Here is a 13,723-nt window from a genome sequence, read left to right as displayed (position 1 = left end):
CGAATGCGCTGTGTCAGTCGATAGATTGATTGACTGATCCGCCGCTTTCGCGAGCAAGCCCGCTCCCACGTTTGATCTTCAGTGTTTGTCAGACGGCGGCGAAGCGCTTGTCCAGGTAATCGATGATGACCTTGGAGTCATACATCCAGGTGGTCTGGCCGTTTTCTTCGATGCGCAGGCACGGCACTTTGACCTTGCCGCCTTGCTCCAGCAGGGTCTGGCGGTCCTGCTCGTTGTTTTTCGCATCCTTGAGCGCCACCGGCACATTCAGGCGGTGCAGGGTGCGGCGAGTCTTCACACAGAACGGGCAGGCGTGGAATTGATACAGGGTCAGGCCCTTGGCCGCTTCGTTGACCTGTGCCTGTTGTTCGGCGGGGCGCTGCTTTTTACGCGGACGGGTAAGGAAGTCGCCCGCGATGATGACGTGGCCGAGGCCCACTCGAAGTGCTTTGACGAACATGGCTGAAACCTCTTGCCCATGAAGAAGGGGCCGCAGCTTACCTGATTTCTGCAGGCGAAAAAAAACCGGCGATGAACGCCGGTTTTTTCCTACTCAGACGATTACTTGATCAGGCTGAGGAATTCGCTGCGGGTGGCCGCGTTTTCGCGGAACTCACCCAGCATCACCGAGGTGATCATCGAGGAATTCTGTTTCTCGACACCGCGCATCATCATGCACATGTGCTTGGCCTCGATCACGACGGCCACGCCCAGGGCACCCGTCACTTGCATCACCGCATCGGCGATCTGGCGACTGAGGTTTTCCTGGATCTGCAGGCGGCGCGCATACATGTCGACAATCCGCGCGACCTTCGACAGGCCCAGCACTTTGCCGCTCGGGATGTAGGCAACGTGCGCCTTGCCGATAAACGGCAGCAGGTGGTGTTCGCACAACGAATACAACTCGATGTCCTTGACCAGCACCATTTCGCTGTTGTCAGAGCTGAACAAGGCACCGTTGGTGACTTCTTCCAGGGTCTGTTCATAGCCGCGGCAAAGGTACTGCATCGCCTTGGCGGCACGCTTTGGCGTGTCGAGCAGGCCCTCGCGGGAAACGTCCTCGCCGAGTTGGCCGAGGATCGCGGTGTAATTCTGTTCCAGGGACATGAAACTACCTGTGGGATTTTCGCAAAGCGCAAGGTTACGGTGGCGGGCACATCGCTGCAAGCCTGACGATGGCACTTGTTACTCGTCACGCCCTTCCATCATGGTGCGCTTGAGCATCACATACACTGCCCCCGCGCCGCCGTGGCGGGCCTGGCAGGAGGTGAAGCCGAGTACCTGGGTGTGCTGGCGCAGCCAGGTGTTGACGTGGCTTTTGATCATCGGACGCTTGCCGTCCAGTCGCACAGCCTTGCCGTGGGTGACGCGCACGCAGCGGATTTCAAATTTGGTGGCTTCGGCAAGGAAGGCCCACAGGGTTTCGCGGGCTTTTTCCACGGTCATGCCGTGCAGGTCGAGGCTGCCTTCGAACGGAATCTGGCCGGCCTTGAGCTTGCGCATCTGGCTTTCCTGCACGCCGTCGCGGGCCCACATGAGTTCGTCTTCGGGGCCGACGTCGATCACGAACTGGTCCGACAGGCCATCCACGGTGGTGGCGTCGGTGCGCACGGATGCAGCCTGGCGCAGTTTGGCGATCTGCGCCCGGTCGGCCTTGGGTTTGCCGGTGTCGGCGCGGTCGTGCTTGATCGGCTTGACGCCGCGCAGCTCGTTTTTGAACAGGGAAAAATCGTCGTCTTGCATGTCAGCCTCCGCGAAGGGCGGGCAGTTTACCTAAATCGCGGCGGCCAGGGCGCAGGAAACGCTATCCAAGCGCCATCAGTCGTGCTTTTTCATCAGGTGTGAAGCGATGTTCAGCGACAACGGCTGACGCATCTTCCGACGGCTGCGACGCCACAGCCAGACGCCCAGCCACAGCACCAGCAGGCCAATGATCGCCAAGATCGCCGAGCCACCGGGGCTGGCATTCAGTTCGCCAAGGGCCGGCGAGTGACCGAATAAACCAGCGGCACCCGCACCCGCCAGCAGCACACCAAAAATCGCCAGCAGCGCGGCAATGCCGGCCACCAGGCGCAGACGCCAGTTGCTCGGGCCCTTGGGGCGCAAGCGACGAGCATCAAAACCATCGGATATCTTCATTCCGACCTTTCCTCCAGGGTATCGGCCCTTCGACCGGAAGATACACAGGTTGTTCCTGTACCCGAGGTAATTGCAGCAAATGACAGGCATTTGCAGATGAGCGGGACATAAAACATGCCGCGCCGCTCATCCCATGGGTCGATCAGATCAGATCTTTGGTCAGCGCGAGGGTCGCGAAGTTGTCGGCCATGATGGCCATTTCGGTCTGTTGCACGTGCTCGGCGCTGAGGATGCCGCCCTTGTAGGGCAGGTCGCGTGTCGCACAGGCGTCTTCGACCAGGGTGCAGCGAAAGCCCAGGTTCTTGGCGGCGCGCACGGTGGTGCTGACGCTGGAGTGACTCATGAAACCGCAGACGATCAGGTCCAGGGAGCCAAGGTCCTGCAGGTGTTTTTCCAGGCCAGTGCCGTGGAACGCGCTGGGCAGCAGTTTGCCGATGATGGTCTCGTCGCCGACAGGTTCCAGGCCGGGGATGAATTCGCCGCGCTCACCTTGCGGGTCGAACAGGCCGCCAACGGTGCCCAGGTGACGCACATGCACGATCGGGCGCCCGGCGTTGCGCGCGGCAGCGGCCAGTTGCTGGATGTTGGCGACCGCCGCGTCCATGCCCGAGAGGGCGAGCGGGCCGCTGAGGTATTCCTTCTGGGCATCGATGATCACGAGGGTCGCATGGCCAAGGTTGGCTGCCGCATAACCACGACCGCTGAGTTGAAACATCGTCTTTGGAACGGACATTCTGGGGCTCCTGTGAGGGGGGCTTTTGTGACATTGTCCACTGGCTGAGCGGTTCTGTGAATCGCTACCATCGTAAGGTACGCCGTTGTTGACGTGCAGCCATGTCAAGTGGGCGGCTTGTTTAACCGAATGATGGCAATTTGGATGAAATCCGACGTATGGCCTGGGCTTTTCGTACATCGTCGGTACAGGCGAAGGCTGTTAGAATCGCCAGTCGTTTTTTCCAGGAGTCTGCCCCCGTGATCACTTCCCGCCTGCGCACCTTGCGCGACCACATCCGTTGGGCTGTCAGCCGTTTCCATGGGGAAGACCTGTTTTTTGGCCATGGCACCGACAACGCCTGGGACGAGGCCCGACAATTGGTGCTCGGCGCCCTGCACCTGCCGTGGGAAATCGCCGACAGCTACCTGGATTGCAATCTGGAAGAAGAGGAAATCTCCCACGTGCAGCGCTTGCTGCATCGACGTATCCACGAGCGCGTGCCTACCGCCTACCTGCTGAAAGAGGCCTGGTTCTGCGGTATGTCGTTTATCGTCGACGAGCGCGTGCTGATCCCGCGTTCACCGATTGGCGAACTGATCGAAAACCGCTTCGAACCCTGGCTGGCCCAGCCACCGGCGCGCATCCTCGACCTGTGCACCGGCTCCGGTTGCATCGGCATTGCCTGTGCCTACGAGTTCCAGGACGCCGAAGTAGTGCTGGGCGACTTGTCCTTCGAAGCGCTTGAGGTGGCGAACCAGAACATCGAGCGCCATGGTGTCGACGAGCGCGTCTACACCGTGCAGGGCGACGGCTTCGACGGCCTTCCGGGCCAGCGCTTCGACCTGATCGTGTCGAACCCACCGTATGTGGATGCCGAAGACTTCGCCGACATGCCGGACGAATACCAGCACGAACCGGAGCTGGGCCTGGCCTGTGGCGATGATGGCTTGAACCTGGTGCGGCGCATGCTGGCCGAAGCGGCAGACCACCTGACCGAGAAGGGCTTGTTGATTGTCGAAGTGGGCAACAGCCAGGTGCACGTCGAGGCGCTGTATCCGGAAGTGGACTTCGCCTGGCTGGAGTTCCAGCGCGGTGGCCACGGGGTGTTCATGTTGACGGCCGAGCAGTGCCGCCAGCATCAAGCGGTCTTTGCCGCTCGGGTGTGAAGCACGCCCTGTAGGCGCCCGGCGTGCCGGCGATGGCTCTCTTGAGGCCACCATCGCCGGCAAACCGGGCGCCTACAGTTGCATTACCGGTGAGTGGCAATCCAGATCAACAACCCCGCCTGAAACACGGTAAACGCCACCAGGCAAGTAATCGTGAAGCGCAAGCCGCTGTCTTCGCGCTTGAACTTGGTGACCTTTTCTTCTTCCTTGCGCAGCTTCACTTCCTGCTCCGCCAGGTTCTGCTCGGCCTGTTGCAGCATCTGCGCGGCTTCGAGAATTTCCACGAACTGCACTTTCTCGGTGTTCCAGCTGTCGAGCACGTCGCTGACCTTGCCCGGCTGAACGTTGCCCTTGAGGTGCTGCACATCGGCGTAAGCCACATCAAACCCCTGGATGCGCAGGAAGTGATCGCGGCGCAGGCGCGTGGATTCGTTGAGGGCGTCCTTATTGGCCAGGTCGACGCCGTCGACGCGGTAGTGTGACCACTTCTTCTTCGCCCAGGCGGCGCCTTGGGCCACCAGGAAGCGACCGATGCCACGGTTGGCCGGTTCGATTTCCAGGCTGTTGCCCGGGCCGAAGTGCACGCGGTGCGTGTCATGGTCGACCCAGATATCCAGATGGTTCTGCTCACGGCGCACGCGCTGCCCCGGCAGTTGGATGACCATGCGCAACAGGCTGTGGCGTTTGTCGTGGCGCTCGGCATAGCCGAACTGCACGAACCGCAATGGCCGCACGCCTGTGGCGCGGTCGGTAGCCAGCGGCGCCAGGCGCAGCATCTTGAAATGCTCGGCCTGAACATCCGCCCACGGCAGGGGCGCCGCGTCGACGGCCTCGGTTTTTTCAGCCGGGGTGTCGGCGATTGGTTCCGGTGTTGCTTCAGTGGTTGTCATGCGGCGCGATCCTGTCCAAGCCCAGCGAGTCGACAGTCTTTTTGCTGTCGACTCAGGGCTTATCGGCCGGTTTCTGCAGGACTGGAGGCAAATTGTCGCTTAACGGGGTTGAAGTCCGTCGATAAAGCGCACCAGGCGGCTGCCCAACTCGGCGGCGAGCGGCAGTTGCGGGTCATTGTAGGAGGCCAATTGCTGCTTTACGTCATTGGGCACGATGCGCATCACGTGGTTCATGCCTTCGATCACCGTCAATTGCGCGTCGGGCTTGGCGTTTTTCAGTTGGCGGGCATCGTCGACGCCAACCTGGATGTCGTTGGTGCCCTGGATGATCAGCGCCGGCATGTTCAGCTTGGCGAAGGCCGCCGACGGGTCGGCGCGGAACAGGCTGATCAGATACGGCTGCACGCTGGGACGGAAAATACCCTCCAGCGGGCCAGGCACATCGGCATCCACCTGGCCGGCCTTGAGGTGATCAAGGATTTCATTGCTGCGCAGCAACAGGGCAGGTGGCAGGTGGTCGGCCAGTTGCTGGCGGATCACCTGGTCGACCGGCCGCGCGCTGCCGGACAGCGAGATCACCCCGGCCGGGTCCAGTTGCGGTGCCGCCAGGGCAGCCACCAATGCGCCTTCACTGTGGCCCAGCAGGATCAGCGGGCCCATGCGTTCATCGGCCTTGAGCTGCTTGCCCCAGGCCACGGCGTCTGCCACATAGGCATCCAGGGTCAGGTTGCGTTCATCCGGGGTGGCGGCCAGGCTCGCGGCCACACCGCGCTTGTCGTAGCGCACGCTGGCGATGTTGTGCCGCGCCAGCACCCAGGCCAGGCGCTTGAGGCTGTCGTTGCGTGCGCCGTCGGCACTGTTGCCGTTGCGATCGGTGGGACCGGAGCCGGCGATGATCAACACCACCGGTACCGGCTTGTCGGATTTGGGCAACAAGAGCGAGCCAAACAGCTCGCCGCTGCCGGTGTCCAGGCTGATGGGCCGTTGCAGGACGACAGGGGAGGCGGCGAAGCCAAGGCTGGAAAACAGGGTGAGGGTCAAAAGCAGAACTCGCAGCATCATCGCGCCATCATTGGGAAGGTGCCGGTTGGACCAACGTCTACCGGTAAGGTTTCGAGGATGAACTAGTGAGTTAGCCTGCGTATACTGGCCGCCTTAAGTTATTACGGTTGACTTGATTCAACTGATTTCACGGAGCGCTCTGCATGTCCGGCAATACCTTCGGCAAGCTGTTCACTGTCACCACCGCGGGCGAAAGCCATGGCCCGGCGTTGGTCGCCATTGTCGACGGCTGCCCGCCTGGCCTCGAGCTGTCCCTGGAAGACTTGCAGCGTGACCTCGACCGCCGCAAGCCCGGCACCAGCCGCCACACCACCCAGCGCCAGGAGCCCGACGAAGTCGAGATCCTCTCCGGCGTGTTCGAAGGCCGCACCACCGGCTGCGCCATTGGCCTGCTGATTCGCAACACCGACCAGAAGTCCAAGGACTACTCGGCGATCAAGGACCTGTTCCGCCCGGCTCACGCCGACTACACCTACCATCACAAATACGGCGAGCGCGACTACCGTGGCGGTGGCCGCAGCTCGGCCCGCGAAACCGCCATGCGCGTGGCTGCCGGCGCGATCGCGAAGAAATACCTGGCGACCCAGGGCATCGTCATTCGTGGCTACATGAGCCAACTGGGCCCAATCGAGATTCCGTTCAAGACCTGGGACAGCGTCGAAGACAACGCCTTCTTCAGCCCCGACCCGGACAAGGTGCCGGAGCTGGAGGCCTATATGGACCAGTTGCGCCGCGACCAGGATTCCGTCGGCGCCAAGATCACGGTGGTCGCCGAAGGCGTCAAGCCGGGCCTGGGCGAGCCGATCTTCGACCGCCTCGATGCCGAGCTGGCCCACGCGTTGATGAGCATCAATGCGGTGAAAGGCGTGGAAATCGGCGCCGGTTTTGCCTGCGTGTCGCAGCGCGGCACCGAGCACCGTGATGAGCTGACCCCCGAAGGTTTCCTCAGCAACAACGCCGGCGGCATCCTCGGTGGTATTTCCTCCGGGCAGCCAATCGTTGCGCACCTGGCGCTCAAGGCCACGTCGAGCATCACCACGCCGGGCCGTTCGATCGATGTGCACGGCAACCCGGTGGATGTGATCACCAAGGGCCGCCACGACCCATGCGTCGGCATTCGCGCCACGCCGATTGCCGAGGCGATGATGGCCATCGTGCTGATGGACCACCTGCTGCGCAACCGTGGGCAAAACGCTGATGTACAGGTGACCACCCCGGTGCTGGGCCAGCTGTGACCGCCTGTAGGGGGGAGCGAGCTTGCCGTGGCAAGGGCGCTTGTTCTTGCCGGGCGGCGATGCAGCCCCGGTAATGACCCCAGCCCTCCCGTACTGGCGCCTCTCCAGCTTCTACCTGTTCTACTTCGCCCTGCTCGGGGCGACGGCGCCGTTCCTGGCGCTGTATTTCGATCATCTGGGGTTCTCCAGCGCGCGTATCGGCGAGCTGGTGGCCATCCCCATGCTGATGCGCTGCGTGGCACCCAACCTGTGGGGTTGGCTCGGCGACTACACCGGTCGGCGCCTGGCCATCGTGCGCTTTGGCGCGGTGTGTACGTTGGTGAGCTTTTCGCTGATCTTCGTCAGCCACACCTACGCCTGGCTGGCCCTGGTGATGGCACTGCATGCGTTCTTCTGGCACGCGGTGCTGCCGCAGTTTGAAGTGATCACCCTGGCGCACCTGCAAAAACAGACCTCGCGCTACAGCCAGATCCGCCTGTGGGGCTCCATCGGTTTTATCCTCACCGTGGTGATCATGGGCCGCCTGTTCGACTGGCTGAGCCTGGACATCTACCCGGTAGTCGTCGTGGTGATCATGGCCGGCATCATCGGTGCCAGCCTGTGGGTGCCGAATGCGCAACCCGCTAGCCACGGCAATCGCCTGGCCGGGGAGGGGTTCCTCAAGCAGTTACGCAGCCCTGGGGTACTGGCGTTTTATGCCTGCGTGGCGCTGATGCAAATGAGCCACGGCCCGTACTACACCTTCCTCACCCTGCACCTGGAACACTTGGGCTACAGCCGGGGCACGATCGGCATGCTGTGGGCGCTGGGAGTGGTGGCGGAGGTGCTGATGTTCCTCGGCATGAGCCGCATCCTCACGCGTTTTTCGCTGCGCCGGGTGCTGCTGGCCAGTTTCCTGCTGGCGGCCCTGCGCTGGTTGCTGCTGGGATCGTTTGCCGAGTACTTCTGGGTGCTGCTGCTGGCGCAGGTCATGCACGCCGCGACTTTCGGCAGCTTTCACGCGGCGGCCATCGCCTTTGTGCAACGCAGCTTCGGCGCTAGACAACAAGGCCAGGGCCAGGCGCTGTATGCCGCCCTGGCGGGTACCGGCGGCGCGTTGGGCGCGCTGTATTCCGGCTACAGTTGGAACCTGTTGGGGCCGACCCTGACTTTCAGCATCGCCAGCGTCGCGGCCCTGGCCGCCGCCGTTATCATCGGTCTTCGATTGCAAGAGCAGAACCAAGGAAACCCTCAATGAGCTATGTCGCCGTCTACCCCGTCACTTCACCGGATACCCCGAACAAGGTCCTGACCCATGCCGACGACATCGCCGCGACCCTCGCCGAGCACGGTGTGCGGTTCGAGCGCTGGCAGCCCGCACTCATCGAGCAGGGGGCCAGCGACGCGCAAATGATCGCGGCGTACCAGGCGCAGATCGACGCCCTGGGCTACGAGCGCGTGGACGTGTTCAGCGTCACCGGCGACCACCCGCAAAAAGACTCACTGCGCGCGCAGTTCCTCGATGAGCGCCGTTACAGTGACGACGAAGTGCGCTTCTTTATTGCGGGCCAAGGCTTGTACACCCTGCACATTGGCGACTATGTGTACGCCATACGTTGCGAAAAGCATGACCTGCTGGTGATCCCGGCGGGTATTGCACATTGGTTTGATATTGGCGAGAACCCGCACTTGGTCACGCTGCGGCTGTTCAATAACGCTCAAGGCCAGGTACCCGCGTTCACGGGAGATGAGATCGCCCGACGTTTCCCCGGATTGGACGACTGATTGCGGCGAATTACAAACATCAACCCCGATGAGTTGTTAGTTGCTGTGGGAAGAAACTTAAATTCCTGTAAGGCCCGGCTGTTTGTTGCGGGCCCTACGCCTTAATACCATTCGTTATGTAACTCTCTGCGGCATCGATGTTTATATCACCTGTCAATAGGAGGAATCCGAATGCTGACAGGGCGTCCGCCAATAAAAGGGAGAGAACTTAATGATAGGCACAGAGGAGTCGTCACCGTACTGCGTGCCCGATGCCGTCAGGCGGCGGCTGAGCTTGTCCGGCAAGCCCTTGACCCCCACCGAGTTGGAGATCCTGCGCTGGGCCGCGGAAGGCAAGACGGTCTGGGAGATCAGCCAGATACGCAATACGTCCGAAGCCACGGTGAAATTCCACTTGCGCAACATCTACGGCAAATTGGAGGTCACCAACCGCGTGCAGGCGATGAACGAGGCGGCGCGCCGAGGCCTGTGCTGAATCCATGAAAAAGGGCCGCAATGCTCAACGGCATTGCGGCCCTTTTTTTGGTTGCTTGCTCAGGCCGAATGGTAAGTCGGCAGGGCAAAACGGTTCTGGCTCTGCAGCATCGAGATCTGCGGCAACTCACTGGCTTGTTCGGCCAGGTCGCGGCGAATGGCGCTGATCACCCAGGTGAGTTGATCGGCGGTGTGCAGCTGCTGGTAGGAAATCGAACGCTTGACCTGTTTGCCTTCGCTGTTGCGCAGGGTCAACAGGATGCCGCCGTCGGGACGTGGCTGGGTGGTGACGTCGTAGTTGGAGAATACTGAAGCGAATTTATCTTGGATCAGGCTCATGTCTATCAGCTCCGTTGGCTCAAGTTGGCAAGCATGGAGTGATAGGTGCAGTGATTGTGCCAGCTAGTGTGTTTTAAAAATATCGTTGTAAATCAGTAGCTTATAAAAAACGAGATTTTTCGTTTTCGTGCAATTTGCATGAATGGCCATCATGCATCCTGCATTTTGCGCTGCTCAACCCGGCGAATTGCGCGTGCCGTTATCCATAAAGACTGCCGGCACGCGGCTAAATTCCTTTTTTCAGCACGCGCCCCTCGGGATACAAAACTTTTCAAATCCCGCGTGTACAGCCGAAGAGGGGCTGACGTATTTTCCTTCAATGCATTCGGCCTTCTGCCTACAAAAGAGTCGGTGTTTCTGGATCATACGAAGAATAAGAAAAAGGACGTTCCTCCATGAGCCATCCGCAAAACGACATGATCACCTGGGGCATGATGCTGCGTAAGATGCCCGCCATCGTTCGAGCCCTGCCACGGGTGGTGCGCGGCATGCGTGCCGCCAACGTCACCGATCCCCAACAGCCCTGCGGCCTGGGCTGGCACTTTGAGCAAGCGACCCTGCGCAATCCCGATGGCGCGGCGCTGTTGTATGGCGACCGCGTGCTCAGCTACCGTGAAGCCAACCAGCGCGCCAACCGTATCGCTCATCACCTGCAGGCCGAGGGCATCGGCAAGGGCGACGTGGTGGCGCTGTTTATTGAAAACCGCCCGGAACTGCTGCTGAGTGTGCTGGCCGTGGCCAAGCTCGGCGGCATCTGCGCGATGCTCAATACCGCGCAGACCCAGGGTGCGCTGGTGCACAGCCTGAACCTGGTGAGCCCGGTGGCGGTGGTGGTGGGCGCTGAGCTGGTAGCAGCCTATGACGCAGTACGTGAGCAGGTGCAGATCGAGGCCCGGCGTACCTGGTTTGTCGCCGACCAGCAACCCGCCGCCGTGCCCGAGGGCTACCTCGACCTGCTGGCCGCGAGCGCCGAGTGCGCGGAGGACAACCCCGCCAGCACTGCACAGATTTTCTTCAACGACCCATGCTTCTATATCTACACGTCCGGCACCACCGGCCTGCCCAAGGCCGGCATCATGAAGCACGGCCGCTGGACCAAGACCGCCGTGAGTTTCGGCAGCATCGCCCTGGACATGGGCCCGCAAGACGTCCTCTATTGCACGTTGCCGCTCTACCACGCCACCGGCCTGTGCGTGTGCTGGGGGTCGGCGATTATCGGCGCGTCGGGCTTTGCCATTCGCCGCAAGTTCAGCGCCAGTCAATTCTGGGATGACGCACGCAAGTTCAAGGCCACCACCCTCGGTTACGTGGGCGAGTTGTGCCGCTACCTGCTCGACCAGCCACCCAGCGGGCTCGATCGTGATAACCAGGTCACCAAGATGGTCGGCAACGGCCTGCGCCCCGGCGTGTGGGCGCAGTTCAAGGCGCGCTACGGCGTGGAGCATATCTGCGAGCTGTACGCGGCCAGCGACGGCAACATCGGTTTTACCAACGTGCTGAATTTCGACAACACCATCGGCTTCTGCCTGCAACACTGGGCGCTGGTGGACTACGCCCACGACAGCGGTGAGCCGATCCGGGGCGCCGATGGTTTCATGCGCAAGGTGCAAACCGGCGGGCAAGGCCTATTGCTGGCGCGGATCGATGATAAATCGCCGTTCGACGGCTACACCGACCCGGAAAAGAACCGCAAGGTGATCCTCACCGACGTGTTTGAAAAGGGCGACCGCTACTTCAACACCGGCGATTTGTTGCGCAGCATTGGCTTCGGCCATGCGCAATTTGTCGATCGCCTGGGCGACACCTATCGCTGGAAAGGCGAAAACGTCTCCACCACCGAGGTCGAGAACGTCCTGCTGCAGCACCCGCAGATCGCCGAGGTAGTGGCCTATGGGGTAGAAATCGAAAACACCAATGGCCGCGCGGGCATGGTCGCCATCACCCCGAGCGAATCCCTGGCCTCACTGGACATGCGCGAGCTGCTGCAATTTGCCCATGGCCAACTGCCGCACTATGCGGTGCCACTGTTCCTGCGGATCAAGGTGAAGATGGAAACCACCGGCACCTTCAAGTATCAGAAAGTGCGGCTCAAGGAGGAGGCGTTCGACCCGGACAAGGCGGGCAATGACCCGGTGTACGCGTGGCTGCCGGGGTCCGACTGCTATGTGCCGGTGACCGGGCAATTACTCGCGCAGATCCAGGGTGGGCAGTTCCGCTATTGATTCTGCCTATGGGCGCTTTTGACAAAAAAGCCATGACAGCTGGGAACTCCGTCGCGACACTGGCGCCTATTCAGTACCAGACACGGAGTTCCCACATGTCAGACCACGCCAAACAAATGACCGAAGACGAAGCCGCCGAGTTTGCCGAGCAAGTCTTCGACGTGGCCCGCAAGGGCGATGCCGCCATGCTCGCCGCGTTGCTGGCCAAGGGCTTGCCGGCGAATTTTCGCAACCACAACGGCGACACCTTGCTGATGCTGTCCGCGTACCACGGCCACGCCGAAGCGGTCAAAGTACTGCTGGAATTCAAGGCCGACCCGCTGATCGCGAATGACAAGAACCAGTTGCCGATTGCCGGTGCGGCGTTCAAGGGCAATCTGCCGGTGGTCAGGGCGCTGATCGAAGGCGGCACGCCCGTCGAAGCGGCATCCTCCGATGGCCGCACCGCGCTGATGATGGCGGCGATGTTCAATCGCGTGGAAATGGTCGACTACCTGCTCAGCCAGGGCGCCAACCCCAAGACCACCGACGCCCAGGGCGCTACGGCGCTGGCAGCGGCGCAGACCATGGGGGCCACGGATACGGCGGCGCAGTTGCAAAAACTGGTGTAGGCTGTGCGCCCTCGAAAACCAGCCTGCTACAGGATCACCCCATGAAAACCGCCCTCGTCGAACTCATCAGCAAAATCAGCGCCGGGGTCATGGGCGCAGACGAGGTGGCGCGCATCGCCGATGAAGCGGCCCAGGCCTACGCCGACCCGGTGGCCTTCCTGGCGGCCAACCCGGACATCAACTACGACGACACCTTCCCGATCCCGTTGGGCGAGTGGGTGGTGGTTGGCAGCCTGCCGGACACGGTGCTGTTCCAGGCCGATACCTATGGCGACCTGTTTGCGCAGATCGTCGCCTCGTTCGGCCCGAGTGTGGCGTTCAACCTCAAGCCCAAGCAGTTGGCCAAGACCGAGGACTTGACCGCGCTCAATCGTATCCAGATCCAGATGAGCGCCCTGAGCCCGGAAGACGGCGGCTATGTGCTGCTGGATTTCAGCCAATTGCTCGATGATGAGATCCAGGCCGTGCTGGTCTACGGCAATGACCTGCCGCGCGTGCTCGAGTTGTGCACTGAAGTCGGCATCAAGGCCGAGCCGTCCCTGGAAGCGTTGAAAGTCGCCGTACACGTCTGAAATAAAACGGAACCCCGGCCAGGGCTGACTATCCTACAAGTGCATGCCCTCACTTAGGAGCGACACCATGGGTTCCACTTTCAACGGCCTGATCGGGCTGATCATCCTGGCGCTGGATATCTGGGCGATCATCAACGTGTTCAAAAGCGGCGCGAGCACCGGGGCCAAGGTGCTCTGGATCCTGCTGATCCTGTTGTTGCCGGTACTGGGCCTGATCATCTGGGCAATCGCCGGGCCGCGCGGCAACGTGCGGATCTAAGCGCCTCACTCCCTCTGGAGTGGGCACGATAAAGGTGGGAGCGGGCTTGCCCGCGAAAAGCGGTGGGTCAGTCGCTGAAGAGGGTGGCTGGTCTAGCGCCTTCGCGAGCAAGCCCGCTCCCACATTTGGGATGTATTTCAAGGTTGGAACCGAGTTGTACCCTCCGCTCAAATGCCGCAGCACCCCGAATCCCAAGCCCGAGCAGCGATCAAAACTGTGGGAGCGGGCTTGCTCGCGAAAGCGGTGGGTCAGTTGCTGGAGAGGGTGGCTGGTCT

The 13,723-nt window shown here is 61.5% G+C and carries 17 protein-coding genes; 9 read left to right on the top strand and 8 right to left on the bottom strand.

What is annotated here, in order from left to right; translation table 11 throughout:
* Positions 1 to 88: 88 nt before the first annotated feature.
* The 5 genes from QMX97_RS28845 to QMX97_RS28825 all read right to left on the bottom strand — a co-directional run bounded on the left by QMX97_RS28845 (position 89) and on the right by QMX97_RS28825 (position 2,872).
* Positions 89 to 460 carry a glutathione S-transferase N-terminal domain-containing protein gene (locus QMX97_RS28845; RefSeq protein WP_213554573.1) on the bottom strand — a complete coding sequence of 124 codons (372 nt, stop codon included), beginning with the start codon at positions 458 to 460 and terminating at the stop codon, positions 89 to 91.
* Between the two features lie 101 nt (positions 461 to 561).
* Positions 562 to 1,107, bottom strand: a complete 546-nt coding sequence (gene folE, locus QMX97_RS28840) for a GTP cyclohydrolase I FolE (protein ID WP_003442011.1) — start codon at positions 1,105 to 1,107, stop codon at positions 562 to 564.
* Positions 1,108 to 1,185: 78 nt separating this feature from the next.
* A complete protein-coding gene (locus tag QMX97_RS28835) occupies positions 1,186 to 1,743 on the bottom strand; it encodes a Smr/MutS family protein (RefSeq protein ID WP_282398031.1) in 558 nt (185 codons plus the stop codon).
* Positions 1,744 to 1,818: 75 nt separating this feature from the next.
* On the bottom strand, positions 1,819 to 2,139 hold the full coding sequence (locus QMX97_RS28830; RefSeq protein WP_282398030.1) for a hypothetical protein: 321 nt from the start codon (positions 2,137 to 2,139) through the stop codon (positions 1,819 to 1,821).
* Positions 2,140 to 2,281: 142 nt separating this feature from the next.
* Positions 2,282 to 2,872 (bottom strand): cysteine hydrolase family protein, encoded by a 591-nt coding sequence (locus tag QMX97_RS28825; RefSeq protein WP_065903371.1) that lies wholly within the window; start codon positions 2,870 to 2,872, stop codon positions 2,282 to 2,284.
* A 239-nt stretch (positions 2,873 to 3,111) separates the two neighbouring features.
* Between QMX97_RS28825 and prmB the strand changes: the two genes are divergently transcribed.
* On the top strand, positions 3,112 to 4,020 hold the full coding sequence (gene prmB, locus QMX97_RS28820; RefSeq protein ID WP_065903369.1) for a 50S ribosomal protein L3 N(5)-glutamine methyltransferase: 909 nt from the start codon (positions 3,112 to 3,114) through the stop codon (positions 4,018 to 4,020).
* 83 nt (positions 4,021 to 4,103) lie between these two features.
* Here the strand turns inward: prmB and QMX97_RS28815 are convergent, their stop codons facing one another.
* Together QMX97_RS28815 and QMX97_RS28810 are read right to left on the bottom strand one after the other, a co-directional pair.
* Positions 4,104 to 4,910: a hypothetical protein gene (locus QMX97_RS28815; RefSeq protein ID WP_065903367.1), complete on the bottom strand. Its 807-nt coding sequence runs from the start codon at positions 4,908 to 4,910 to the stop codon at positions 4,104 to 4,106.
* Positions 4,911 to 5,009: 99 nt separating this feature from the next.
* Complete coding sequence (locus tag QMX97_RS28810) at positions 5,010 to 5,972, bottom strand: alpha/beta fold hydrolase (RefSeq protein WP_065903365.1); 963 nt, start codon at positions 5,970 to 5,972, stop codon at positions 5,010 to 5,012.
* A gap of 143 nt (positions 5,973 to 6,115) precedes the next feature.
* Here QMX97_RS28810 and aroC point away from each other — a divergent pair, with 143 nt between their 5' ends.
* From aroC to QMX97_RS28790, 4 genes are all read left to right on the top strand, one after another.
* On the top strand, positions 6,116 to 7,207 hold the full coding sequence (gene aroC, locus QMX97_RS28805) for a chorismate synthase (RefSeq protein ID WP_106803068.1): 1,092 nt from the start codon (positions 6,116 to 6,118) through the stop codon (positions 7,205 to 7,207).
* Positions 7,208 to 7,280: 73 nt separating this feature from the next.
* Positions 7,281 to 8,444, top strand: coding sequence for an MFS transporter (locus QMX97_RS28800; protein ID WP_282398029.1), 1,164 nt, complete (start codon positions 7,281 to 7,283; stop codon positions 8,442 to 8,444).
* Positions 8,441 to 8,971 carry an acireductone dioxygenase gene (locus tag QMX97_RS28795; RefSeq protein WP_282398028.1) on the top strand — a complete coding sequence of 177 codons (531 nt, stop codon included), beginning with the start codon at positions 8,441 to 8,443 and terminating at the stop codon, positions 8,969 to 8,971. Before QMX97_RS28800 ends, QMX97_RS28795 begins: the two co-directional genes overlap by 4 nt.
* Positions 8,972 to 9,182: 211 nt before the next feature.
* Positions 9,183 to 9,446, top strand: a complete 264-nt coding sequence (locus QMX97_RS28790; protein WP_065903357.1) for a helix-turn-helix transcriptional regulator — start codon at positions 9,183 to 9,185, stop codon at positions 9,444 to 9,446.
* Positions 9,447 to 9,505: 59 nt separating this feature from the next.
* On the opposite strand, the gene QMX97_RS28785 is transcribed toward QMX97_RS28790, so the two are convergent.
* On the bottom strand, positions 9,506 to 9,784 hold the full coding sequence (locus QMX97_RS28785) for a DUF3509 domain-containing protein (protein ID WP_003172952.1): 279 nt from the start codon (positions 9,782 to 9,784) through the stop codon (positions 9,506 to 9,508).
* Between the two features lie 395 nt (positions 9,785 to 10,179).
* Here QMX97_RS28785 and QMX97_RS28780 point away from each other — a divergent pair, with 395 nt between their 5' ends.
* From QMX97_RS28780 to QMX97_RS28765, 4 genes are all read left to right on the top strand, one after another.
* Positions 10,180 to 12,006, top strand: coding sequence for a long-chain-acyl-CoA synthetase (locus QMX97_RS28780; protein WP_120449289.1), 1,827 nt, complete (start codon positions 10,180 to 10,182; stop codon positions 12,004 to 12,006).
* A 95-nt stretch (positions 12,007 to 12,101) separates the two neighbouring features.
* On the top strand, positions 12,102 to 12,617 hold the full coding sequence (locus tag QMX97_RS28775) for an ankyrin repeat domain-containing protein (protein WP_282398027.1): 516 nt from the start codon (positions 12,102 to 12,104) through the stop codon (positions 12,615 to 12,617).
* Positions 12,618 to 12,658: 41 nt separating this feature from the next.
* On the top strand, positions 12,659 to 13,189 hold the full coding sequence (locus tag QMX97_RS28770; RefSeq protein WP_282398026.1) for a hypothetical protein: 531 nt from the start codon (positions 12,659 to 12,661) through the stop codon (positions 13,187 to 13,189).
* 67 nt (positions 13,190 to 13,256) lie between these two features.
* Positions 13,257 to 13,448 (top strand): PLDc N-terminal domain-containing protein, encoded by a 192-nt coding sequence (locus QMX97_RS28765; protein WP_003172956.1) that lies wholly within the window; start codon positions 13,257 to 13,259, stop codon positions 13,446 to 13,448.
* Positions 13,449 to 13,723 lie beyond the last annotated feature (275 nt).

Origin of the sequence: Pseudomonas sp. PS01298 (assembly GCF_029959745.1) — a bacterium.
Lineage (GTDB): Bacteria > Pseudomonadota > Gammaproteobacteria > Pseudomonadales > Pseudomonadaceae > Aquipseudomonas > Aquipseudomonas aylmerensis.
Note: the sequence above shows the minus strand (reverse complement) of the source record. Positions and strands in the feature narration are given on the sequence as shown.

What these genes read in the sequence shown, in the direction of transcription:
- QMX97_RS28845 (WP_213554573.1), bottom strand. Translation starts at nt 460, where the DNA reads ATGTTCGTCAAAGCACTTCGAGTGGGCCTCGGCCACGTCATCATCGCG.
- folE (WP_003442011.1), bottom strand. Translation starts at nt 1,107, where the DNA reads ATGTCCCTGGAACAGAATTACACCGCGATCCTCGGCCAACTCGGCGAG.
- QMX97_RS28835 (WP_282398031.1), bottom strand. Translation starts at nt 1,743, where the DNA reads ATGCAAGACGACGATTTTTCCCTGTTCAAAAACGAGCTGCGCGGCGTC.
- QMX97_RS28830 (WP_282398030.1), bottom strand. Translation starts at nt 2,139, where the DNA reads ATGAAGATATCCGATGGTTTTGATGCTCGTCGCTTGCGCCCCAAGGGC.
- QMX97_RS28825 (WP_065903371.1), bottom strand. Translation starts at nt 2,872, where the DNA reads ATGTCCGTTCCAAAGACGATGTTTCAACTCAGCGGTCGTGGTTATGCG.
- QMX97_RS28815 (WP_065903367.1), bottom strand. Translation starts at nt 4,910, where the DNA reads ATGACAACCACTGAAGCAACACCGGAACCAATCGCCGACACCCCGGCT.
- QMX97_RS28810 (WP_065903365.1), bottom strand. Translation starts at nt 5,972, where the DNA reads ATGATGCTGCGAGTTCTGCTTTTGACCCTCACCCTGTTTTCCAGCCTT.
- aroC (WP_106803068.1), top strand. Translation starts at nt 6,116, where the DNA reads ATGTCCGGCAATACCTTCGGCAAGCTGTTCACTGTCACCACCGCGGGC.
- QMX97_RS28800 (WP_282398029.1), top strand. Translation starts at nt 7,281, where the DNA reads ATGACCCCAGCCCTCCCGTACTGGCGCCTCTCCAGCTTCTACCTGTTC.
- QMX97_RS28795 (WP_282398028.1), top strand. Translation starts at nt 8,441, where the DNA reads ATGAGCTATGTCGCCGTCTACCCCGTCACTTCACCGGATACCCCGAAC.
- QMX97_RS28790 (WP_065903357.1), top strand. Translation starts at nt 9,183, where the DNA reads ATGATAGGCACAGAGGAGTCGTCACCGTACTGCGTGCCCGATGCCGTC.
- QMX97_RS28785 (WP_003172952.1), bottom strand. Translation starts at nt 9,784, where the DNA reads ATGAGCCTGATCCAAGATAAATTCGCTTCAGTATTCTCCAACTACGAC.
- QMX97_RS28780 (WP_120449289.1), top strand. Translation starts at nt 10,180, where the DNA reads ATGAGCCATCCGCAAAACGACATGATCACCTGGGGCATGATGCTGCGT.
- QMX97_RS28775 (WP_282398027.1), top strand. Translation starts at nt 12,102, where the DNA reads ATGTCAGACCACGCCAAACAAATGACCGAAGACGAAGCCGCCGAGTTT.
- QMX97_RS28770 (WP_282398026.1), top strand. Translation starts at nt 12,659, where the DNA reads ATGAAAACCGCCCTCGTCGAACTCATCAGCAAAATCAGCGCCGGGGTC.
- QMX97_RS28765 (WP_003172956.1), top strand. Translation starts at nt 13,257, where the DNA reads ATGGGTTCCACTTTCAACGGCCTGATCGGGCTGATCATCCTGGCGCTG.